Origin of the sequence: Asanoa iriomotensis (assembly GCF_016862515.1) — a bacterium.
GTDB lineage: Bacteria > Actinomycetota > Actinomycetes > Mycobacteriales > Micromonosporaceae > Asanoa > Asanoa iriomotensis.
Genome location: NZ_BONC01000005.1, coordinates 45,070 through 66,175 on the forward strand (window position 1 = coordinate 45,070; position 21,106 = coordinate 66,175).

The following is a 21,106-nucleotide window of genomic DNA, read 5'->3' on the forward strand; positions in this document are numbered from 1 at the left end:
AGAGAGCATGTCCCTGACCGTTCCCGCCGACCTGATCACCCGCGCGCAGGAAGGCCCGATCGGCGACGCCGAGTTCGTCGACTGCGTGCGCACCTCACTCCCGTACGCGTGGGAGGTCGTCTCCGACGTCGCCGCCCGGTCCGGCGACGGGGTCGCCGAGCACGCCGTGCCGCCGCCCAGCGAGACCGAGCGCGGGCAGTTGCTGCGCGCCCTGGCCAGTGACGCGATCCGCGGTGCCCTGGAGCGCCACTTCGGCGTCAAGCTGGCGTTCCAGAACTGCCACCGGGTCGCCGCGTTCCCGCCCGCGGCCGTCGACGGCGCCGGCTACCGCGAGTTCGTGTCGCCGCGGGCGCAGATCCGCAACCAGACCCCCGAGCTCCGGGACTGTTAGCCACACCACATCCACGGTCGGCGATCTGTGTGATCGTCGACCATGTCAGATCGATGGTCGCGAATCGTAACCTTCCGGGAACCGTCCCCTAGGAGGTCGTCGTGACCAGACGAATCCTGTCCCTCTGTGCCGCCGGCGCGGCGCTGGCCGTCGCGGCTGTGCTCGCGCTGGCCGCGCCCGCGCAGGCGGCACAGCTCACCGCGGTCAGCGGCTTCGGGTCCAATCCCGGAAACCTGGCCATGTACGCGTACCGCCCCGACGGCCTGCCCGGCGGCGCACCGGCCGTGGTGCTGCTGCACGGCTGCGGCCAGGACGCCAGCACCTACTTCACCAACAGCGGCTGGCGCACGTTCGCCGACCGGTGGCGGTTCGCCCTGATCGTGCCCCAGCAGAACAGTGGCAACAACGCGTCGTCGTGCTTCAACTGGTTCGAGACCGGCGACATCAGCCGGGGCCAGGGCGAGGCGGCGTCGATCCGCAACATGGTCGGGTACGCCGTCGCCAACTACGGCACCGCGGCCGGCCGGGTCTACGTGAGCGGGCTGTCCGCCGGCGGCGCGATGAGCGCGGTCATGCTGGCCACGTACCCGGACGTGTTCGCCGCCGGCTCGGTGGTGGCCGGGATCCCGTACCGCTGCGCCACCAGCATGGTCAACGCGTTCAGCTGCATGAACCCGGGCGTCGACAAGACGCCGGCGCAGTGGGGCGACCTCGTGCGGGGAGCGTTCCCCGGTTACACCGGCGCCCGGCCGAAGGTGGCCGTCTGGCACGGGACCTCGGACTTCACGGTCGCGACCGCCAACGCCAACGAGTCGCGCGACCAGTGGACCAACGTGCTGGGCATCTCGGCCTCGCCGACCAGCACCGCCTCGCTGACCGGCGGGACCACGCTGGAGCGCTACGGCAGCGACCAGGTGCGGGTCTACCGGGTCTCCGGGATGGGGCACGGCACGCCGGTCGACGCCGGCACCGCCGCCGACCAGTGCGGCACGGCGGCCGCGTACTTCCTGGACACCATCTGCTCGGCGTACCACGATGCGACGTTCTTCGGGCTGAACACCGGCGGGCCGACCACGCCGCCGACCACCTCACCGCCCACGACGCCGCCGCCGACGTCCGGGCCGTGCGTGACCGCGAGCAACTACGCGCACGTCTCCGCCGGACGGGCTTACCACCAGCTCGGGTACGTGTACGCCCGCGGCTCCAACCAGGCGATGGGCCTCTACAACGTGTTCCAGACCAACGCGCTGCGCCAGACCGGCCCGGACTACTGGGTGGTCGGCTGCTGAGCCGCCCGCTTCACGCCGCGCGGTCCCGGTCCCTGGTGCCGGGGCCGCCGAAGCGGCTGCCGTAGGGCCGGCCCGAGGCGTCCGGGGCGTGCACGAAACCACCGAGCAGCGCGCCGTCATAGCCGTCGATCTGGGGCGGCGACCACCGCTCCACGTCGGCCCGCGCCGCGGCCAGTGACTGGTTGGCCAGGGACTCCGCGGCCCGGGCCGCGACCAGCGCCTCCACCGGCTCGGCCTCGGTGGCCGCGGCCGCCTGGCCGAGCTCGCCGCGGGCCGCGAACAGCCGCGTGCGCGCCCGGGCGCCGACCGCGCCGCGCCGGGTGACCAGGAAGGCGGCCGCCGCGTCGATCGAGGCGCGGGCCGCGAACATGGCCTGGTCGAGCTGCTCGCGGGCGTGCGCCACCCGGGACGAGGGGTCGCGCACGGCGCCCAGCGACTCGCCGAGCGGCCCGGAGACCGCCTCCAGCCGGCGCAGCCCCGCCACCGGGTCCGGTCGGGTCTCCGCCAGTTCGGTGGCCAGCTCCGTGGCGGCCTCGTCGGCCCGCGACACGTCGGCCGCCAGCCCGACCTTGTCGCCCCGGGCGTTGCCGGGCGGGCGGCCGGCCATCGCCAGCACCGCCTTGCCGGCGGCGACCTCGGCGTGCAGGTCGGCCAGCAGCTCGGCGGCCGCGTCCTCGGCGGTGGCCAGGTCGGCCGCGAACGCGTCCAGGGCGTCGAGCAGCGCCTCGGCCTGGCCGAGCGCCTGTTGCGCCGTGCGCAGGCCCGTCCGGCGGCCGTCCTGCTCCAACTCGGCGCTGGCGAACTCGACCCGGGCGCCGGCCTGCGGGAGGTTGTCGGCGATCGGGCGCAGCGCGCTGTCCGCGTACGCCGCGGTCAGCTCCTTCCAGGTCGTGCCGGCGACCGCGAGCCGGCCGCGGATCTCGTCGCGGCGGACCGTGAGCCGGCTGGCCAGGCGGGCCTCCTCGCTGGCGCGGAGCAGCTCGAACGGCTCGGCCCGGGCGTCCAGGCGCTGGTTGGCGGCGGCGCAGTGCCCGACGATCGCGCGCAGCGCGCGGCGCCGGCTGAGCTCGTCCTCCGGCTCGTGGTCGTCGAGGTGCTGCCGGACCCGGAAGGCCTCCGCCAGGTCCGCGCGGGCGGCCGTGACCGCCTCGACGAAGCCGACGGTGGCGTCCCGGCCGTGCTGGGCCTGCGCGAACGACAGCTCCTGCTCGCTCGTGCAGAGGGCGTTGTCGGCGGCGACCAACGCCGCGTCCGCCTGCGCGAGCAGGCGGGCGGTGGGCAGGTCGCCGCCGAGGTCGAGGGTGTCGGCGTCGGTGTTCGGTGGTGGTTCGTCGGCCGGGCCCGCGCGTTCGGCCGGCCCCGCCGGGCCCGCGGTGCGGGTCGTGGCGCCGGTGCCGGCCTCGGCCGGCGGTGGTGGGCCCGCCTGGTCCGGTGGCGCCCAGACGGACGCGGGTGGCTCCTCGGGATGCGGTGGTTCGGTCGGTCGCGCCGGCTCCGGCGGGCGCCCGGTGTTCTGGTGCCGGCCGCGGCGCAGGAGGCTCCTGCGACGGGCGTTGTCGACGCGGTGTTTGGGCGTGGCGCGGTCGGTCCCGCGGCGGCGCGCGACCGCCAGCACGACCACCACCACTCCCAGGACGAACAACACGCACGCCAACAGCGACAGTGCGTTGTTGTCGCCCGATGCCGCCGACATGCTGTGAGGCTATGCGCGGGCGGTTCCGGCGTCTGCCGAATAGGCAGTCACCGATCCCGGAGGGCCTCCGTGAGCGCGGCGCGGACGTCCTGGTGGCGGAACGGAAAGCCGGCGCGGCTCAGCACCCCGGGCACGGCGCGCGTGCTCATCACGGCCAGCTCGGCCACGCCGCCGACGACCAGCCGCACCCCGAACTCCGGGATCGGCAGGAACGCAGGGCGCCGCAGCGCCGTGCCGAACGCCTTGGTGAACTCGGCGTTGGTCACCGGCACGGGGGAGCTGACGTTGACCGGGCCCGCGATGTCGGTGCGCTCGGTGAGCAGGAAGGCGACCGCGCGCAGCCAGTCGTCCAGCGAGATCCACGGGACCCACTGGCGGCCGCCGGCGATCGGGCCGCCGATGCCCAACCGGAAGGGGAGCATCTGCGGCTTGAGAAAACCCTCGTCCCTTTCCAGGGGTACGCCGCTGCGGAGCAGGACCACGCGGACGCCGGCCTCCTCAGCCGGCCGGGTCGACGCCTCCCAGACCCGGCACAGGTCGGGAAAGAAGCCCTCGCCGGGCGCGGCGGTCTCGTCGACCACCCGGTCGCCGGTGTCGCCGTAGACGTTGATGCCGCTGGCGCTGATGAAGGTGGCCGGGCGCTCGCTGCGCTTCGCGATGGCTTCGGCGAGGGTACGGGTCGGCTCGACGCGGCTGTCCCGGAGCAGCCGGCGGTAGGCCGGTGTCCAGCGCTGGTCGCCGATGTTGGCGCCGGACAGGTTGATCACCGCGTCGACACCGTCCAGCGCGGCCGGGTCGAGCTGGCCGGACGCGGGCGTCCAGCGGATCTCGTCGGGGGTTTTCGGTGCCCGCCGCACCAGCCGCACGATGTCGTGACCGCGGAGCGGGCCGGTGATGAGCCGGTTGCCGAGGAAGCCGGACGCGCCTGCCATGAGGATCCGCATGTCTGTCATTGTCGCGTGTTTCGCGGGGACCGGAGTTGTCGGTGGTCGCGGGTAACCTCCTTGGCGTGCGGACGACGCGGGGAGGCGCCAGCCCGGTGATGATCGGGCGCGATCGCGAGCTGCGCCAGCTACGCAAGCTGGTCGCGGCCCGCCGGTCCGGCGTGGGCATGATCGCCGGCGAGCCCGGGGTGGGCAAGACGCGGCTCGTCCGCGAGCTGCTGTCCACCCTCGACGCCGACACGGTGGTGCTCGTCGGCCAGGCGGAGCCGGGCTCGCTGTCCCGGCCCTACGAGGTGCTGATGGACGCCCTCGACGGGCGCGAGGGCGTCGACCCCGCGCTGCTGGCCGAGCTGGGCGACTCGGCGCGCAGCCCGGTCGAGCGCCTGCACAGCGGCGTGCGCCTGGTGAGCGAGCTGATCGCCGGCCGGCCCGCCGTGATCGTCTTCGAAGACCTGCACTGGGCCGACTCCGAGAGCGCGGCGCTGTTCGAGCGCATCGCCGACATCGAGGGCGCGCAGGTGCTGATCGGCTCCTACCGGCCGGCCGAGGTGACGGGCCGCGACCCGGTCACCGCGCTGCTCTCCCGGCTGGGCCGCCGCCACTCGCTGACCCGGCTCGACCTGCACCCGTTCGACGTGTCCGACACCGCGACCCTGCTGGCCGCGATCACGGGCCGCCCCGCGCCGCCGCGCGCGATCGCCGCCCTGCACCAGCGCACGGGCGGCAACCCGTTCTTCCTCGAGGAGCTGCTCCGCGGCCACGAGCGCGACGACCTCGAGGCGGTCCACGAGCAGCCGCTGCCGTGGAGCCTGGCCGAGGTGCTCCGCCGCCAGGTCGACGACCTCGAGCCCGAGCAGCGCCGCATCGTCGAGGCGGCGTCGGTGCTCGGCCACCGGGTCCACTTCGACCTGCTGGCCGCGGTCACGGGCGCGGGCGAAGACGAGCTGATCCGCGCGCTGGGCGCGCTGGTCGCCCGCGACGTGCTGGTCGAGACCGGCGAAGACGAGTTCAGCTTCCGGCACGCGCTGCTGCGCGAGGCGATCGCCGGGCACCTGATCGGCCGCCAGCGGCGCCGCCTGCACGAGGCGGCGCTCGAGGCCCTGCTGGCCGACACCGACGGCCGGCTGCCGCACGATCCGGCGATGGTGGCGCACCACGCGCAGGCGGCGGGCCGTTATGACGACATGCTGGCCGCGGCCCGGCGCGGTGTCGCCCTCTACCTGTCGATCGGGTCGGCCTACCAGGCGCTGGAGCTGGCGGAGATGGGCCTGGCCGAGGACGGCGAAGACCCGTCCCTGCTGGCCGGTGCCGCACGTTCCGCCTGGCTGGCGGGCCTGCTGACCGACGCGATCGGCTACGCCCGCCGCTGGCGCGACCGCGCGGTCTCGGCCCCCGACCGCAACGAGGCGCTCTACCTGATGATCCGGCTCGCCTGGGAGGCCGACGAGCTGGCCGAGATGGACGAGCTGACCCACGAGGTCGAGCTGCTGATCGCCGAGCTGCCACCGAGCGCCGACCAGGCGCTGGCGATGACGGCGGTGGCCCAGTCGTCGATGCTCCGCGACGAGATCGCCTCGGCGATCGCCTGGGCCGACCGCGCACTGGCCATCGCCTCCGACCTCGACCTGCCGCGGATCCGGCTGGCCGCGCTGGTCGAGAAGGGCCTGGCGATGACCGAGTGGCCGTCGACGGCCGCCGAGGGCCAGGCGATCCTGGCGGGCCTGATCGACGAAGCGGAAAAGGCGGGCGAGTGGGTCCTCGCGGCGCGGGCCCTCAACGAGCTGGTCCAGGGCGTGCCGCCCAACTCACCGGCCGAGCACGCCGAGCTGCTGGAACGGATGCGGGTCGACGCGGAGCGAGCGGGCTTCGAGTCCCTCGCCGTCGCGGCCTACTTCCAGGGCCAGGCCCGGATCGCGGTCCGCGAGGGCGCCCTGTCGGTGGGCATCGCGGCCCTGGAGCAGGGCCGCGAACGCGACCGCAGCTATCTGCGCCGCGGGCGATGGGCGGATTACCACGCCGTCTTCCTGGCGGGCCTCTATCTGGAGTCCGGCGCCTGGGACCGCGTCGCCGAGATCATCGACCAGCTCCGCGAGGTGCCCAACGTGGAGCCGCTGACGGTGCCGGGCCTGGCGTTCCACCTGGCCTGCCGCCGCCCGGGCAACGGCGACGTCACGACGCTGCTCGACGAGGTCTTGGCCGCGGTGGCCGACCAGAGCTGGCGCAGCGGCTCCCAGGCCCACGACCTGCTCTCGGCAGCGATCGAGGCGGGCCTACCGGAGCCGCGGTTGCGGCAACTGGTGAGCGCGCTGGTCGACGAGAACGTCTGGGACGACTACCGCACGTTGGTCGACGCGCAACTGGCCGAGGTGGCCGGCCGAGCCGCGGAGGCGATGACGGGTTATCAGGCGGTCTGCGGGTCGCAGATCCTGCCGCCGTCGGTGCGCGGCACGGCCGCGGTGGGCGCGGCCCGGTGCGCGCTCGCGTTGGACCGCGCCGACGAAGCGGAGGTCGAGGCGGCCCGGGCCACCGAGCTGCTATCCCGTTGGGGCGGCTGGCGCCTGGCGGCCCTCGACCGGGTCCGCGACCAACTGGGCCTGGTGCCGCGCACCGGCGACCGCGCGGTGACGGGCGCCGCGGCCTTGACCCCGCGCGAACGCGAGGTCGCGTTCCTGATCGCCGACGGCCTGACCAACGCGGAGCTGGCGCGCCGCCTCTACATCTCACCCAAGACGGCCGCGGTCCATGTGAGCAACATCCTGCACAAGCTCGGTGTCACGTCCCGCACCCAGGTCGCTGAGGTGGTCGGGCGTTAGGGTCGCGGCCTCAGTCGCGTCCAACGCCGCCAACCGTCGCTCGAGGTCGGGGCGCAGCTCCAGGGCACCCGGCCATCCTCCCCGCACCATCCAGACCGCGCCGCCGATCATGCCGCCTTCCGGCACGAGCCCCAGCTCGTGAACGCGCAGAAGCACCTCGATCGCCAGGTGGTCGGCGGCATCCGCGTCGACGATCCTCTCCCAGGTGGCATCGATGATCGCCCAGAGGAGAGGATCGCATTCCCGGTCTCTTCCGAAGAACGCCAGCACGCATCTGAGCAGATGGTTCGGTCTTTCCTTCGCGAGATCGAGGTCACCCTCGCCGACCAGGCGGTGCAGGACCTCGGCCACCACCCGTGGCTGCACGTGATCGTCGGTCGCCAGCCGGTCAAGGACGAGGCTGGCGAAGCCGAGCCGCTGCTCGCGGCTCCACGGTGGCCAGTCGTGGGTCGCGATGCCGGCGGCCCGCGCGTAGCTCTTCCGTCGCTCGTCGGCGGTCTCTTCGCGCAGCGGCGACAGCCAGGCATCCAGAAGCGCGTGTGCGGCGGACGGTGCGGCGTCGGGCAACCAGGCGGCGAAGGTGTGCACGCTCGTGTCGAGCGTGCGGGCCAATGGTTCGAGCGTGTGGCCGACGACGTCGTCGACCATCTCGCACTCGAACTGCGCCCGCCGCAGGAAGAACTCCGGCGATTCATCGTAGTTGGTTAAGCCGGTGGTGCCGCGGTCGGCGTGGCCGGGCGGGAGGTCGTATGTCCAATAAGGATCGACGGGCTCGGCGTCCCGCGGCTCGTCGCCGAAGAAGCTGAGGTGGACCACGCGGACGCGACGGTCCCAGAGGCGTTGCACCCGGATCGCGTTGACCAGGGTTCCCCACGCGTCGACGTCCAGCTGCGACCGCCACAACAATGCCTGGCGGCACCAGGCCGAGACGGCGTGTTCCCCGGTCGAGTTCAGGTCGGCGTACGACACGTGGCCGGCGGCGCACAGGGTCAACAGCAGGAGGTTGGCGCTGTAGGCGGCGTAGCGGGCCGCGTCGGGCAGGCGACGGGGCCGATAGTCGCCGTAACGCCGCGCGGCGGGGGACTCCGCGGCCGCGCGGTAGAGGCGGGTCGTGAGGTCGGCCAGCGCGTGTCTGTCCAACGTGGCCATCCGCTCCTCGACGAAGCCAGGGATGGCGGTCGAGAAGGTCAGCGGTGTGAAGGAGAGCAGGGAGTGCAGAAGGTCGTCGTCGACCGGAGTCGCGGCGAGCGACATCGTCGTGACCCGTTCCCGGGCTGCCATGTCGTCGAGGACCTGACAGGTGAAGCGGGCGATCAGGAACTCGCCGAACGTCGCGTGGAGGAACTCGTAGGTCTCCCGGCGATCGTCGACGCCGGTATCCGCACGGGCGCGGTGCACGAAGAAGAAGCGGCCGATCATCAGCTCCGCGGCGCGCAGTGGCACCCGGAGGTCTGTGCCGGGCGGTGGAGTCCGGGGGATACCGAACAACGCCGGAAGGTCCGCCTGGAGCTCGTCCTCGGTGATCCAGAGGTTGCCGCGGTTGTGCATCGCGAAGGCCACGACCGACAGCGTCCGCAGTTCCTCCTCGACGGCGCGGGCCATGGCCGCGTCCGACAGACCCTGCTGGTGTTTCTCGATCTCGCGGCGCGCGAAGGTGGTGAGCAGGCGTTCGTAGAGCTCGTACTCACCGATGTCGGCGCCGAGCTTCTGCAGCGCGTTGCCGTCGGCGTCGTAGATGGCGAGCATCAGCAGGAGCAGCGGCTGTTCGGCGAGGGCGCGCTGGGCCAGCACCGCTGTGGGCGACAGCGGCGCGACCCCCGCGGCCCGGAAGGACTCCGCGTTCGTGTCGTTCCAGACCCGCAACCACGCATCGATCCGGGGCTCGTCGAACGGCTCGAGGCGGAGCACGATGGTCCCGGACGGCACGTGCGCCCGGTCGGCGACCGCGGTGCGGCTGGTGACCAGCACCGCGACCGGTCGGCCCTGCACCGCCTCGCGACGCTGGAAGTCGGCCACCCTCCGCAGGTAGTCGGTGTGGCTCACGCCGACCGCCTGTAGGAGCTCGTCGAAGCCGTCGAGCAGCACGACCGGCAGGGCGTCGCGGGCCGAGGCGACCAGGGTCGGCCATTCCAGGCGCTCGCCCGTCGCCTTGCGGATCGCCAGCTCCAGTTGCTCGTGCAGGTCGGCCGCGGCGGGCACGTCGCGCAGCGACACGCGCACCGGCATGAAGTCGGCCGGTGGCAGCCGGGCCGCGAGCACTTTGGTGAGCACCGACTTCCCTGAGCCGGGTTGGCCGAGCACGAGCAGCGGGGCGGTGAGGGCGACGCTGGACGTCAGGTGGCCGACCAGGAACTCGTCGAGGTCGTCGCGGACCTCGTGCTGCTCCCACCAGTACTCGTCGTTCGGCTTGTCCGACGGCTCCGCGGCACCGACCCGGAAGCGTTGGGCGAGGTAGGCGGCGCCGAGGGTGGGCACCCGCAGCCCGGCGGGCACCTCGCCCCCGCTCACCACGGGAAGGTCCAACTCCGCCCGGTAGGCGCGGGCCAGGCTCGCGCGGCGGGCGTCGGGTGCGTTTCCGACGGAACCCTGTGCCAACGCCTCCTCGAGCCGGGACAGGCCCGCTCGCAGGGCCCGCAGCTCGGTGCGGGTTGCCGCGTGCTCGCCCAGGTCGATCCAGAAGCCGACCTCGGGGAACTCCACACCCAGCCGGCCCAGCAGCTCGGAGTAGCGGCGGCAGGCCGAGTCCGGCAGCACATCGAGCCGATCGGCGAAATCTGCCCGGTCGCCCTCGGACAACCGCTCCCAGACGGCCAGTCGATCGACGAACCGCATGAGGTTCTGGGACATGTCGCGATAGAACCCGTCCAACGCCGCCAGGTTGATGTCGTGGCCGCAGTGGGCCAGTGGGATCGGCGGCTCGGACCTCAGCAGGTCGTGGATGGGCTCGGTCGTGGCGGTGCCGCTGGCGATGGTGACCTGCTCGGGCGGGGTCAGTTCGAGGTCGGCGAACCGGAACGGGAGGTCGGCCTCCGCCAGGGCTTCGAAGAAGGAGACGATCACGATGACCGTGTGTGCGGCCTCGAAGCGTTGGGTGCGGTCGTAGCGGGACAGGCCGCTGCGCTTCTCCGAGGCCTTCCGGACCAGGTCGTGGGACAGGCGGATGAACTCGGCCTTGGCGTCGAACCAGCTCAGCACCCCGGGCAGGGCGATGGACGCGCCCAGCATCAGGCCGCCGGTCAGCTTGTCGAGGGTTTTGATCAGGGTGCTTTCGCCGCCGCCGAGGAGGCGGGCCGCGTCCGCGTAGCCCAGCTTCGCCGCCATCCGTCGACTATGGACCAGGCGGCGCGGGTGGATAAGCCCCCGGTCGGATAGCTAACCCTGGCGGGGCGCCGGGACCGGGCGGCCGACCGCCCAGATGGTCAGTGCCGCGCAGCTCGTCACCACGCCGGCCGTCGTGATCGCCGGCCAGCCGCCCGTGGACCACAGGGTTGTGGCGGCGGCGGAGCCGGCGGCGCCGCCCGTGAAGGTGGCCACCACGAAGGCCGTGTTGAGGCGGCTGCGGGCCGTGGGGGAGGTGGCGAGGATGCGGGTCTGGTTGAGGATCGCGGTCGTCTGGAAGGCCACGTCCAGCGTGACGATCGCGACCAGCACGAGGACCACCGAGTGCGCGGCGAACGCGGCCACCACGTACGCGATCAGGATGAGCAGCCACGCCGCGCCCGTGGCGGGGATCGAGTGGCCCGTGTCGTGGAGGCGGCCTGCGCGGCGGGCGGCGACGGCGCCGGCCAGGCCGGCCAGGCCGAAGAGGCCGATGACCGAGACCGGGTAGCCGAAGGGTGGCGCGCTCAGCAGGAACGTGAGCGCCGTCCAGAACATCGTGAAGACCGCGAAGCCGAGGGCGGTCAGGGCGAGGGTCCAGCGGACCGTGCGGTCGCCGAGCGCCACGGCCGGAATGGAGCCGATCAGCCGGGGGTACGGGATGGCGGTCTTCGCCGGCAACGGCGGCAGCGCGCGGTGCAGGACCACGGCCAGGACCGACGTCAGAAGCGCAGCGAACGCGAAGACCGCACGCCAGCCCGCCGCGTCGGCCAGCAGGCCGCTGATCGTGCGGGTGGCCAGGATGCCGGTGAGCAGGCCAGCGGCCACCGTGCCGACGACCCGGCCGCGGGTGGCGTCGTCGGCCAGGTCGCTGGCCAACGGCATCAGGATCGGGCCCGCCACCGTGGTCAGACCGAGTGCGGTGGTCGCGGCGAGCAACATTGGGACGGTCGGGGCCAGTGCGCACCAGAGCAGGGCCGCCGCGCAGCAGAGCAGCAGGCCGGGCAGCAGGCGCCGGCGGTCGCGGACGTCGCCGAGGGGCACGATCAGCAGGACGCCGACCGCGTACCCGATCTGCGTCGTGGTGACCAACCAACCCGCGCCGGCCGCGGACGCGTGCAGGTCGTCGGCGATGAGGTCGAGGAGGGGCTGCGCCCAGTAGAGGTTCCCGACCGCGACGCCGGCGGTTACCGCGAACAGGAAGGTCAGCCGCCGGTCCATCAGCGGCGGCTGCGGCGACTGCACTCGCACATGCTCGCGTGCCGCCCGGGAAAGCGAAAGGCCCGGCCGAAGCCGGGCCTTTCCGTGCAGAAATCAGGCGAGGCCGAGCTCCGCCTCGAAGTTGCCGGCCTCCAGGCGCTCCTTGATCGCGGTCAGGAAGCGGGCCGCGTCGGCGCCGTCGACGATGCGGTGGTCGTACGACAGCGACAGGTAGACCATCGAGCGCGGCACGATGACCTCGCCCAGGGTCGGGTCGTCGATGACGACCGCGCGCTTGACCACCGCGCCCGTGCCCAGGATGGCGACCTGGGGCTGGTTGATGATCGGGGTGTCGATCAGCGCGCCCCGGCTGCCCGTGTTGGTGATGGTGAACGTGCCGCCGGAGAGTTCGTCCGGGCTGATCTTGTTGGCCCGGGTGCGCTCGGCCACGTCGGCGATGCGGCGGGCCAGGCCGGCCAGGTTGAGGTCGCCGGCGTCCTTGATGACCGGGACCACCAGGCCCTTCTCCGTGTCCACCGCGATCGCCAGGTGCTCGGCGTCGTAGTAGGTGACCTCGCCCGCCTCCATGTCGATCTTCGAGTTGACCGACGGGTGGGTGCGCAGGGCCTCCACCGAGGCGAGGGCGAAGAACGGCAGGAACGACAGCTTCACGCCGTGCTGCTGCACGAAGTCGTTCTTGGCCCGCTGGCGCAGTTGCGCGATGCGGGTCACGTCGACCTCGACCACCGTGGTGAGCTGCGCCGAGACCTGCAGCGACTCGACCATCCGGTTGGCGATCGTCCGGCGGATCCGGCTGAGCTTCTCGACCCGGCCGCGCAGCGGGCTGGGTGCCGCCGGGGCCTTCGGAGCCGCGGCGGGCTTGGCGGGTGCGGCCGGTGCGGCGGCGCGGGCCTCGGCCTCGGCCTTCGCCTTGGCGGCCGCGTCGAGCACGTCCTGCTTGCGGATGCGGCCACCGACGCCGGTGCCGGTCACCGTCGACAGGTTGACGCCCTGGTCGCTGGCGAGCTTGCGGACCAGCGGGGTCACGTAGCCGTTGCTCTCGTCGCCGCTCGGCGCCGGCGCGGCCGCCGCCGGAGCCGGTTCGCGGGCCGGTGCGGGGCGCTGGGCCGGGGCCTTCACCGGCTGCTGCGCGGCCGGCTCAGCTGCGGCCGGCTCGGCCGCGGCCGGCGCCACCGGCTCGGGGGCCGGTGCGGGCTTGGTCTCCGCGGGAGCGGGCGCAGGGGCGGGCGCGGAAGCAGCCGGGGCCGCGCCACCGGCGGCGCCGATCACGGCGAGCGCCGCACCGACGTCGGCCGTCTCGTCCTGCGGCACCTTGATCTCGAGCAGCGTGCCGGCGACGGGCGACGGGATCTCGGTGTCGACCTTGTCGGTGGAGACCTCGAGCAGCGGCTCGTCGACGTCGACGCTGTCGCCGACCTCCTTGAGCCACCGGGTCACGGTGCCCTCGGTGACGCTCTCGCCGAGCGCCGGCATGGCGACCACAGTGGACTCGCCACCGGAACCGGAGTCCGCGGCCTGCGCGACCGGAGCCGGCTCGGGCTCCTCGACCGGCGCGGCCTCCTCGGCGGGCGCGGGCTCCTCGGCGGCCGGCGCGGCCGCGGCCGGGGCCTCAGCGGCCGGGGCCTCGGCAGCGGGAGCCGCCGCACCGCCCGAACCCGCACCGTCGATCACCGCGAGCTCGCTGCCGACCTCCGCGGTCTCGTCCTCGCGGACCACGATCCGGCTGAGCACACCGGCGGCCGGCGACGGGATCTCCGTGTCGACCTTGTCGGTGGAGACCTCCAGCAACGGCTCGTCGACCTCGACGGTGTCACCCTCCTGCTTCAACCAGCGGGTGACCGTGCCCTCGGTGACGCTCTCGCCGAGGCGAGGCATGGTGACCGATACCGGCATCTCTCTCAGGACTCCTTAGATCAAATGCGACCGGGACGGGTCGATCAGGCGTGCGCGTGCAACGGCTTGCCGGCCAGGGCCAGGTGAGCCTCGCCGAGCGCCTCCGACTGCGTCGGGTGCGGATGGATGAGCTGGGCGACCTCGGCCGGGTACGCCTCCCAGTTGTAGATCAGCTGCGCCTCGGCGATCAACTCGCCGACCCGTGCGCCGACCATGTGAATCCCGACGACCGGCCCGTCGTCGACCCGGACGACCTTGATGAAGCCCTGCGTCTTGAGGATCGAGCTCCGGCCGTTGCCACCGAGGTTGTAGTTGTAGGCGGTCACCTTTTCGGCGCCGTGCTTCTCCTTGGCCTTGGCCTCCGTGAGGCCGACCGACGCGAGCTCCGGGTCGGAGTAGGTGACCCGCGGGATGCCCGCCTCGTCGATGACCGGGGGGTTGAGGCCCGCGATCTCCTCGGCGACGAAGATGCCCTGCTGGAAGCCGCGGTGGGCGAGCTGCAGGCCGGGCACGATGTCGCCGACCGCGTAGACGTTGCCCACGCCGGTGCGCAGCCGCTCGTCGGTGACGACGAAGCCACGGTCGAGCTTGATGCCCTGCTCCTCGTAGCCAAGGTTGGCGGTGGTCGGCCCGCGACCGACGGCGACGAGCATGATCTCGGCCTCGACGGTCTCGCCGCCGGCGATGGTCGCGCGTACGCCGTTCTCGGTGCGCTCGACCTTCTCGAACGGCTTGCCGACCTTGAAGTTGATGCCGCGCTTGCGGTAGGCCCGCTCCAGCGCCTTCGACAGGTCCTCGTCCTCGGCGGCGACCAGTCGGGGCAGCGCCTCCAGGACGGTCACGTCGGCGCCGAACGACTTCCAGGCGCTCGCGAACTCGACGCCGATCACGCCACCGCCGAGCACGATCGCGGAGGTGGGCACCCGGTCGAGGGTCAGCGCGTGCTCGCTGGCAATGACCCGCTCGCCGTCGACCTCGAGGCCCGGCAGGCTGCGCGAGTAGGAACCCGTCGCGAGGATGATGTTGCGCCCGGTGTAGCGGGTGCCGTCGACCTCGACGGCGTTCGGCGCGACCAGCGTGCCGTGGCCCTCGACGTACGTGATCAGCTTGGCGCTCTTGACCAGGCCCTGCAGGCCCTTGTAGAGGCGGCCGACGACGCCGTCCTTGTAGGTGTTGACGCCCACCATGTCGACGCCGAGCAGCTCGGCCTTGACGCCGAAGGACTCGGACTCGCGGGTCTGGTCGGCGATCTCGCCGGCGTGCAGCAGCGCCTTGGTCGGGATGCAGCCCCGGTGCAGGCAGGTGCCGCCGAGCTTGTCCCGCTCGATCAGAGCGACGGACAGGTCGAGTTGTGCGGCGCGCAGCGCGGCCGCGTAGCCGCCGCTGCCACCTCCGAGGATCACGACGTCGAAGGTTGCGTCGTTCGGCTGGCTCACAGTCATCTCCCAGGTCGCGCGGGCTACCTCGGCCATCTTGTCACTTGTGGAGCCTGCCCGCGTAACGAGGTACCCGCCGAGCTTGCGCCAAGACGTACGCTTGCCGCAGTCTTCGATGTCCGTTTCGTAGGGGAGGGTCGGTGTCCTGGTTCCGGCGCCGGAAGGGAACACCAGGTCGGCAGACGGAAAGGCCGGCGGCAAAGGCCGACCTCGACCATCTTGAGAACTTTGTCCGCTCGCGCCGCGGCGTCGAGGCGTTCATCGAGCCGAGGACGACGGTCACGGAGACCACAGTGATGCTGATCGCACACGACGGCGAGTGGACCCGCCGCCGGATCGACGGGCCCGACGGCGCCCGCCGGTTCGCGCACCGGCTGGCCATCCCGATCTACGACGTGCGTCTGGTCGGATACCCGCAGCGCATGCGCGACTACAACGAGCGCCGCAAACGCGCCGCCAACTAGAAAGAGAAAGGCCCCACCGCGCACGCGATGGGGCCAATCGCTTATTCGGCCGCGATCCGGTCGACCAGCTCCAGCAGGGTCCGGACCGGCACACCCGTGCCGCCCTTGGACCAGTGCCCGGTCGGCTCGCCCGAGTGGTAGCTCGGCCCGGCGATGTCGATGTGTGCCCACGGCACGCCGTCGCCGACGAACTCGCGCAGGAACACGCCGCCCTGCAGCATGTGCCCGGCCCGGTCCATCGACGCGTTGACCTGTGAGATGTCGGCCACGTCGGAGTCCATGCCGGTGCGCACGTCGTCGGGCAGCGGCATCGGCCAGGCCGCCTCGCCGACCGCGTCACCCGCGTCGCGTACCCGGTCGCACATCTCCGGTGTGCCCATCACGCCGGCCACCCGCTTGCCCAGCGCGATCACCTGGCCGCCGGTCAGCGTGGAGGTCTCGAACAGGAAGTCGCAGCCGTCGGCGCAGGCGCGGGCCATCGCGTCACCGAGGATCATCCGGCCCTCGGCGTCGGTGTTGAGCACCTCGACCTTCTTGCCGTTGAACATCGTGACCACGTCGCCCGGCCGGTACGCGGTGGCCGAGGGCATGTTCTCCGCCATCGGCAGGTAGCCGCTGACCTCGACGTCGGGCTTGAGCTCGGCGACCGCGAGCAACGTCGCGGCGACCGCGGCCGCGCCGGCCATGTCGCTCTTCATCTCCCACATGCCCTGCGCCGGCTTGATGGAGACGCCGCCGGTGTCGAACGTGATGCCCTTGCCGACCAGGGCGACCCGCTTGCGGTCGCCCGCGCCGCCCGGCTTGTAGGTGAGCTTCACCAGGCGCGGCGGCGCGGCCGAGCCGAGGCCGACGGCCAGGATGCCGCCGTAGCCGCCCGCCTTGAGCTGCTCCTCGTCGAGCACCTCGACCTCGAGGCCGGCCGCACCGGCGGCCGCGACGACCGCGTCGGCGAACGCCGGCGGGCGCAGGTCGTTGGGCGCGGTGTTGACCCAGTCGCGGCAGAGCGCGACCACGCGGGCCACGGTCAGCGCGCGGGTCACCTCGTCCTGCGCGGTCTTGTCGGCGGCGTCCGGCACGTGCACGGCGATGTCCGCGACCGGCTGCCGGGGCGCGGGCTTGGTCTTGTAGCCGGCGAACTTGTAGGAGCCGAGCAGCGCGCCCTCGGCGACCGCGCGCAGGGCGGCCGGCCCGTCCTCGTCGTCCGGCAGCGGCAGGGCCACGGTCACCGACTCGTTGCCGGCCAGCGAGCGGATCGCGGCGGCGGCGCCGCGGCGCAGGATCTCCGGCACGGGTGCGGCGCCGGTCGGCTCCGGGCCGAGGCCGACGACCGCCACGACGGGAGCGGCCACGGTGCCCAGGGTGGCGATCTTGGTCACCTCGCCGGCCGAGCCGGAGGCGCCTAGTCGGGCGAGCGTCTCGGTCAGCTTGCCGTCGAACGCCGCGGCGATGCTCTCAGCACCGCTGGCCAGCAGCAGGGCACCGGCCAGCCCCGGCGGACCGTCCCCACCCGCGACGCTGTGCACACCGATCACGATGGCGTCGGTGGTCAGCTCGGCGGGGTCGGTGTCGACGAGGCGAAGAGCGGTAGACAAGGGCGCGGTCACGCGGCGGCTCCGGGCTGGGCTTGGGGTCGGCCGCTCATGACGGCCGCCCGGTCAGGGCGGGGACGGTCTCTCGGACGAAATTAACGACCACGAGCCGTCTTGTCCCGCCGATGCTAACCATCAGGACCGATCCCGGTAAGTTGCCACCCATGACCGACGCCGTACCGGGATCATCGCGGCCCAGCCACGAGCTGCGCCCGAAGCTCTCTCCCGTCCACGACCGGCACGTCGCGCTCGGTGCGAAGTTCGCACCGTTCGGCGGTTGGGAGATGCCGCTGGAATATCCCGGGGGCGGAGTGATCCGCGAGCACACGGCGGTCCGCACCGGCGTTGGCATCTTCGACGTCTCCCACCTCGGCAAGGCCCGGGTGCGCGGTGCCGGCGCCGCCGCGTTCGTCAACGCGTGCCTCGCCAACGACCTCGACCGGATCGCCGCGGGCCAGGCCCAGTACACGCTGTGCTGCGAGCCGGCGACCGGCGGCGTGGTCGACGACATCATCGCCTACCGCTACGCCGACGACCACGTCTTCCTGATCCCCAACGCGGCCAACACCGCCGAGGTCGTCCGCCGCCTCGAAGCGGCGGCGCCGGCCGGGCTCACCGTGACGAACGAGCACACCGAGCACGCGATCTTCGCGGTGCAGGGCCCGTCCTCGGCGTCCGTGCTCGCGGCGCTGGGCCTGCCGACCGACCACGACTACATGAGCTTCGAGCCGGCCACCCTCGACGGTGTCGACCTCGTGGTCTGCCGCACCGGCTACACCGGCGAGCACGGCTACGAACTGGTCGTGCCGGCCGCCGGTGCCGGCGCGGTGTGGGACGCGGTGCTCGCCGCCGGCGACTCGTTCGGCATCCTGCCGTGCGGCCTCGGCGCCCGCGACACGCTGCGCACCGAGATGGGGTACGCGCTGCACGGCCAGGACCTCGGCCCCGACATCACGCCGGTGCAGGGCCGGGTCGGCTGGGCGGTCGGCTGGAACAAGCCGGAGTTCTGGGGCCGCGAGCCGCTGCTCGCCGAGAAGGCCGAGGGTCCGCGGCGCACGCTGCGCGGCCTGGAGGCGGTCGGCCGGGCGATCCCCCGCCCGCACATGACGGTCTACGTGGGCGACCAGGCGATCGGCGAGATCACCAGCGGCACGTTCTCGCCGACGAAGAAGGTCGGCATCGCGCTCGCGCTGCTGGACACGGCCGCCGGTCTCAAGGACGGCGACACCGTCGAGGTCGACATCCGCGGCCGCCGGGCCGAGATGAAGGTCGTCAAACCGCCGTTCGTGACCCCTTCGGTGCGCTAACCGAGCACGAGTACGAGCAGCGCCAGGCCGGTCGCCAGCTCGACGGTCGCGCCGAGCACGTCGCCAGTGATGCCGCCGAACCGGCGCACCGCGTGCCGCACGAGCAACAGGCTCGCGGCCAGCCCGACGGCCAGCGCGAGCGGGCCCTGCCACGGCCGGCCCGGCACCGCGAACACCGCGAGCGTCACGGTCGGCACGGTGGCACCGACCAGTTCGGCGGTGCCGACCGTGCCGGCCACCAGCGCGCCCAGGCCCTCGGGCCGGGCCGCCGGCACGGCGCTCCGGCAGGCCCAGGTCACCGCCAGCCGACCGGTGGCGAAGGCGGTGATGCCGGCGAGCAACGCGGCCGTCCCGGACAGGGACCCCAGCGCCGCGGCCTGCAGCAGCACCGCGACCACCAGCGCGGCCACGCCGAACGGGCCGATGTCCGGCCGCTTCATGATCTCCAGTGCGGCCGGGCCGGACTTGTAGGAGCCCAGGCCGTCGACCGTGTCGGCGAGCCCGTCCAGATGCAGGCCGCGGGTCAGCAGGGCGGCCAGCGCGACGCCCGCCGCACCGGCGACCAGGTCGGGCGCGCCGACGGCGTGCAGCAGGGCCACCGCGCCTCCGACGGCGGCGCCCAGGCCCGCGCCGACCCACGGTGCCAGCGTCATCGCCCGGGCGGCCGCGGCGCGGTCAACCCGGCCGGCGCGGACCGGCAGGACGGTGAAGGTGGTCAGCGCGAGCCGCAGGCCGTCAGGCACCGCGGGCGGGCTTGTCCGTTTCGGCCGACTCGAACCAGCTCTCCAGGGCGGACGGCGCGGGCTCAGTCGTGCCGGCGTCGTCACCGGCGGCGTCCCGCTGCGCCGGCACCGCTTCGGCGGCGACCGGGTCGGCTGGGTCGGCCGGGTCCGGATCCGCCGACCACGCCGACGGTGGCACTGCCTCGGGGTCGGCGGGCTCGTCGATGGAATCCTGCGCGGCCAGGGTCTCGTCGTCGGGCGCCAGCGCCGGGTGCACCGGCAGTGCCGCGGCCAGCGTGAGCGCCGTGCGCAGCAGCGGCAGCGCGGCCAGCGCCGTGGAGCCCTCGCCGAGCCCGATCCGCAGGTCGAGCAGCGGCGTCAGGCCGAGCACGTCGGCGCCGAGCTTCACCGCCGGGTGCTCGCCGTGGTCGGGCAGCAGGCACCAGTGCCGGGCCTGGCCGGCCAGGTCGCGGGTGACCAGGGCCGCGGCGACGCCGACGGGGCCGTCGAGCAGCACCGGCACGCGGCGCGCGGTGGCGCCGAGGATCAGGCCGGTGGCCACCGCGATGTCGCCGCCGCCGAGGTCCATCAGGACCTGCTTGGCGCTGCGGGAGCTGCGGCGCACCCGGTGCATCGCGTCCCGGACCGCCGCGCAGCGGATCATCCAGGCGTCGTCGTCGATCTCGGCGCCGGGCACCACGACCCGGCCCAGCACCGCGGCCGGCTCGGCGCCGGTGGTCGCGGCCAGCACGGCCGCGGCGGCCGCTCCGGAGCCGCTGCCGCAGGCGCCCACCACCAGCACGTCGACGCCGGCGTCGGAGGCCTCCTCGGCCAGACGCCAGCCGTAGCGCAGCGCCGACTCGACCTCTTCGAGGCTGAGCACCTCGCGCTCCTCCATGGCACCGCAGGCGGGCGCGTCGACGACCTGGAGGGTCGCGCCGGCGGCCGCGGCCAGGCGGGCCAGCGGTCCCTCACCGGCGCGGGCCTGGTCGGCCAGCCGCCGGGACTCGCCGGGGAGCGTGCCGGCGGCCGCACCGCCGTTGTGGTCGCCGCGGATCAGCACCACGCGCGGCGAGCGCCACGGCCGCGGGTCAGGCCGGCCCTGGGTCGCGGCGGCGAACTCGACGACCTTCTGCAGCTTGCCGAAGCCGGCGCCGCCGAGGTCGAGTGTGGGCAGGCGGTCCTGCACCTGCGGGGGAGTGAACTCGTCGGGCATCGGCAGCGACATGCCCTGCTGGATGAGCATGCCGTTGGCCAGCGCGGGGAGCGTCATGGTCGGCGCCGACCAGGCCGGCTGCCCGTCCGCCGCCGCCGTGTCGTCGGCGGCCGGCGTCGGCGTGGGCGTCAGCACCTCAGGCGAGGTCGCCGGCACGACGGGGGTCACCGGCTCCGCGACAGATGCCGGCTCCGCGACAGATGCCGGCTCCACCACAGCTGCTGGCTCCGCCGCAGGTGCCGCGACAGCCTGCTTGAGCCACGAGACCTGCCCGGCCACGACCAGCGCCACCGCGTCGGCGGCGTCCGCGACCGCGCGGTTGGTGGTGCCCAGCGCGTCGGTGTAGGCCCGCCCGACCGCCGTCAGCGGCACCAGCGACAGGCCGACCTCGGAGCTGACCAGGATCAGTCGCGCCTCGCTGTCGCGTACCGCCGTGGCCAGGTCCGTGATCGTCGCCACGTCGTCGGCGGGCTGCCGCTCGGGGTCGATCAGCGCGGTCACCCAGCCGCCGAGGTCGTCGACGAGCAGCGTCTCGCCCTCCTTGGCACCGGAGATGATCTCCAGCAGCCGGGTCGGGTCGGCGCCCGTCTCCTCGGTCGGCCAGGCCGCCGGGCGGCGCTCGCGGTGCGCGGCGATCCGGGCGTCCCAGTCGGGATCGTCGCCGGTGTCGCCGCGCGGGCCGGCGGGTGAGCCGGTGGCGACATAACGGACAGGGCCGCCCTCGCCAACCAATGACTCGGCGAACTCGGACTTACCAGACCGGATCCCGCCGAGGACGAGAACGGAGCGCCAGCCGTCTACGGACATGCC

General features: G+C 73.5%; 14 protein-coding genes. 5 read left to right on the forward strand and 9 right to left on the reverse strand.

Annotation, left to right across the window (positions count from 1 at the left end):
- Positions 1-7: 7 nt before the first annotated feature.
- Both Air01nite_RS05605 and Air01nite_RS05610 read left to right on the forward strand, forming a co-directional pair.
- Positions 8-391, forward strand: a complete 384-nt coding sequence (locus tag Air01nite_RS05605; RefSeq protein WP_203700728.1) for an SCO5389 family protein — start codon at positions 8-10, stop codon at positions 389-391.
- A gap of 101 nt (positions 392-492) precedes the next feature.
- The gene (locus tag Air01nite_RS05610) at positions 493-1,680 is read left to right on the forward strand and encodes an extracellular catalytic domain type 1 short-chain-length polyhydroxyalkanoate depolymerase (protein WP_373310327.1); all 1,188 of its coding nucleotides are present in this window, start codon (positions 493-495) and stop codon (positions 1,678-1,680) included.
- Positions 1,681-1,690: 10 nt separating this feature from the next.
- On the opposite strand, the gene Air01nite_RS05615 is transcribed toward Air01nite_RS05610, so the two are convergent.
- Positions 1,691-3,373, reverse strand: coding sequence for a hypothetical protein (locus Air01nite_RS05615; protein ID WP_203700729.1), 1,683 nt, complete (start codon positions 3,371-3,373; stop codon positions 1,691-1,693).
- Positions 3,374-3,420: 47 nt separating this feature from the next.
- The gene (locus Air01nite_RS05620) at positions 3,421-4,317 is read right to left on the reverse strand and encodes a TIGR01777 family oxidoreductase (RefSeq protein ID WP_203700731.1); all 897 of its coding nucleotides are present in this window, start codon (positions 4,315-4,317) and stop codon (positions 3,421-3,423) included.
- A gap of 65 nt (positions 4,318-4,382) precedes the next feature.
- Here Air01nite_RS05620 and Air01nite_RS05625 point away from each other — a divergent pair, with 65 nt between their 5' ends.
- Complete coding sequence (locus Air01nite_RS05625) at positions 4,383-7,130, forward strand: AAA family ATPase (protein WP_239090512.1); 2,748 nt, start codon at positions 4,383-4,385, stop codon at positions 7,128-7,130.
- Here Air01nite_RS05625 and Air01nite_RS05630 read toward each other — a convergent pair.
- The 4 genes from Air01nite_RS05630 to lpdA all read right to left on the reverse strand — a co-directional run bounded on the left by Air01nite_RS05630 (position 7,038) and on the right by lpdA (position 15,034).
- Positions 7,038-10,451, reverse strand: a complete 3,414-nt coding sequence (locus Air01nite_RS05630) for an NACHT domain-containing protein (protein WP_203700733.1) — start codon at positions 10,449-10,451, stop codon at positions 7,038-7,040. The genes Air01nite_RS05625 and Air01nite_RS05630 overlap by 93 nt on opposite strands.
- 51 nt (positions 10,452-10,502) lie before the next feature.
- Positions 10,503-11,693, reverse strand: a complete 1,191-nt coding sequence (locus tag Air01nite_RS05635; protein WP_239090513.1) for an MFS transporter — start codon at positions 11,691-11,693, stop codon at positions 10,503-10,505.
- Between the two features lie 69 nt (positions 11,694-11,762).
- On the reverse strand, positions 11,763-13,562 hold the full coding sequence (gene sucB, locus Air01nite_RS05640; RefSeq protein ID WP_203700734.1) for a 2-oxoglutarate dehydrogenase, E2 component, dihydrolipoamide succinyltransferase: 1,800 nt from the start codon (positions 13,560-13,562) through the stop codon (positions 11,763-11,765).
- A gap of 44 nt (positions 13,563-13,606) precedes the next feature.
- Entirely contained in the window at positions 13,607-15,034 is a 1,428-nt protein-coding gene (gene lpdA, locus Air01nite_RS05645; protein ID WP_203700735.1) for a dihydrolipoyl dehydrogenase, read from the reverse strand.
- 104 nt (positions 15,035-15,138) lie between these two features.
- On the opposite strand from lpdA, the gene Air01nite_RS05650 reads away from it, so the two are divergent.
- Entirely contained in the window at positions 15,139-15,462 is a 324-nt protein-coding gene (locus tag Air01nite_RS05650; protein ID WP_203700736.1) for a hypothetical protein, read from the forward strand.
- A 41-nt stretch (positions 15,463-15,503) separates the two neighbouring features.
- On the opposite strand, the gene Air01nite_RS05655 is transcribed toward Air01nite_RS05650, so the two are convergent.
- Positions 15,504-17,066, reverse strand: coding sequence for a leucyl aminopeptidase (locus Air01nite_RS05655; RefSeq protein ID WP_203700737.1), 1,563 nt, complete (start codon positions 17,064-17,066; stop codon positions 15,504-15,506).
- 149 nt (positions 17,067-17,215) lie between these two features.
- Between Air01nite_RS05655 and gcvT the strand changes: the two genes are divergently transcribed.
- Positions 17,216-18,358 carry a glycine cleavage system aminomethyltransferase GcvT gene (gene gcvT, locus Air01nite_RS05660; protein WP_203700738.1) on the forward strand — a complete coding sequence of 381 codons (1,143 nt, stop codon included), beginning with the start codon at positions 17,216-17,218 and terminating at the stop codon, positions 18,356-18,358.
- Here gcvT and cobS read toward each other — a convergent pair.
- Together cobS and Air01nite_RS05670 are read right to left on the reverse strand one after the other, a co-directional pair.
- A complete protein-coding gene (gene cobS, locus Air01nite_RS05665) occupies positions 18,355-19,101 on the reverse strand; it encodes an adenosylcobinamide-GDP ribazoletransferase (protein ID WP_203700739.1) in 747 nt (248 codons plus the stop codon). The two genes, gcvT and cobS, sit on opposite strands and share 4 nt — an antisense overlap.
- A complete protein-coding gene (locus Air01nite_RS05670) occupies positions 19,094-21,103 on the reverse strand; it encodes a bifunctional adenosylcobinamide kinase/adenosylcobinamide-phosphate guanylyltransferase (RefSeq protein WP_203700740.1) in 2,010 nt (669 codons plus the stop codon). Before Air01nite_RS05670 ends, cobS begins: the two co-directional genes overlap by 8 nt.
- Between the last annotated feature and the right edge of the window lie 3 nt (positions 21,104-21,106).

Excerpts from the sequence above, each read along its gene's own strand:
- Air01nite_RS05605 (WP_203700728.1), top strand. The coding sequence starts at position 8 with ATGTCCCTGACCGTTCCCGCCGACCTGATCACCCGCGCGCAGGAAGGC.
- Air01nite_RS05615 (WP_203700729.1), bottom strand. The coding sequence starts at position 3,373 with ATGTCGGCGGCATCGGGCGACAACAACGCACTGTCGCTGTTGGCGTGC.
- Air01nite_RS05620 (WP_203700731.1), bottom strand. The coding sequence starts at position 4,317 with ATGCGGATCCTCATGGCAGGCGCGTCCGGCTTCCTCGGCAACCGGCTC.
- Air01nite_RS05630 (WP_203700733.1), bottom strand. The coding sequence starts at position 10,451 with ATGGCGGCGAAGCTGGGCTACGCGGACGCGGCCCGCCTCCTCGGCGGC.
- sucB (WP_203700734.1), bottom strand. The coding sequence starts at position 13,562 with ATGCCGGTATCGGTCACCATGCCTCGCCTCGGCGAGAGCGTCACCGAG.
- lpdA (WP_203700735.1), bottom strand. The coding sequence starts at position 15,034 with ATGGCCGAGGTAGCCCGCGCGACCTGGGAGATGACTGTGAGCCAGCCG.
- gcvT (WP_203700738.1), top strand. The coding sequence starts at position 17,216 with ATGACCGACGCCGTACCGGGATCATCGCGGCCCAGCCACGAGCTGCGC.
- Air01nite_RS05670 (WP_203700740.1), bottom strand. The coding sequence starts at position 21,103 with ATGTCCGTAGACGGCTGGCGCTCCGTTCTCGTCCTCGGCGGGATCCGG.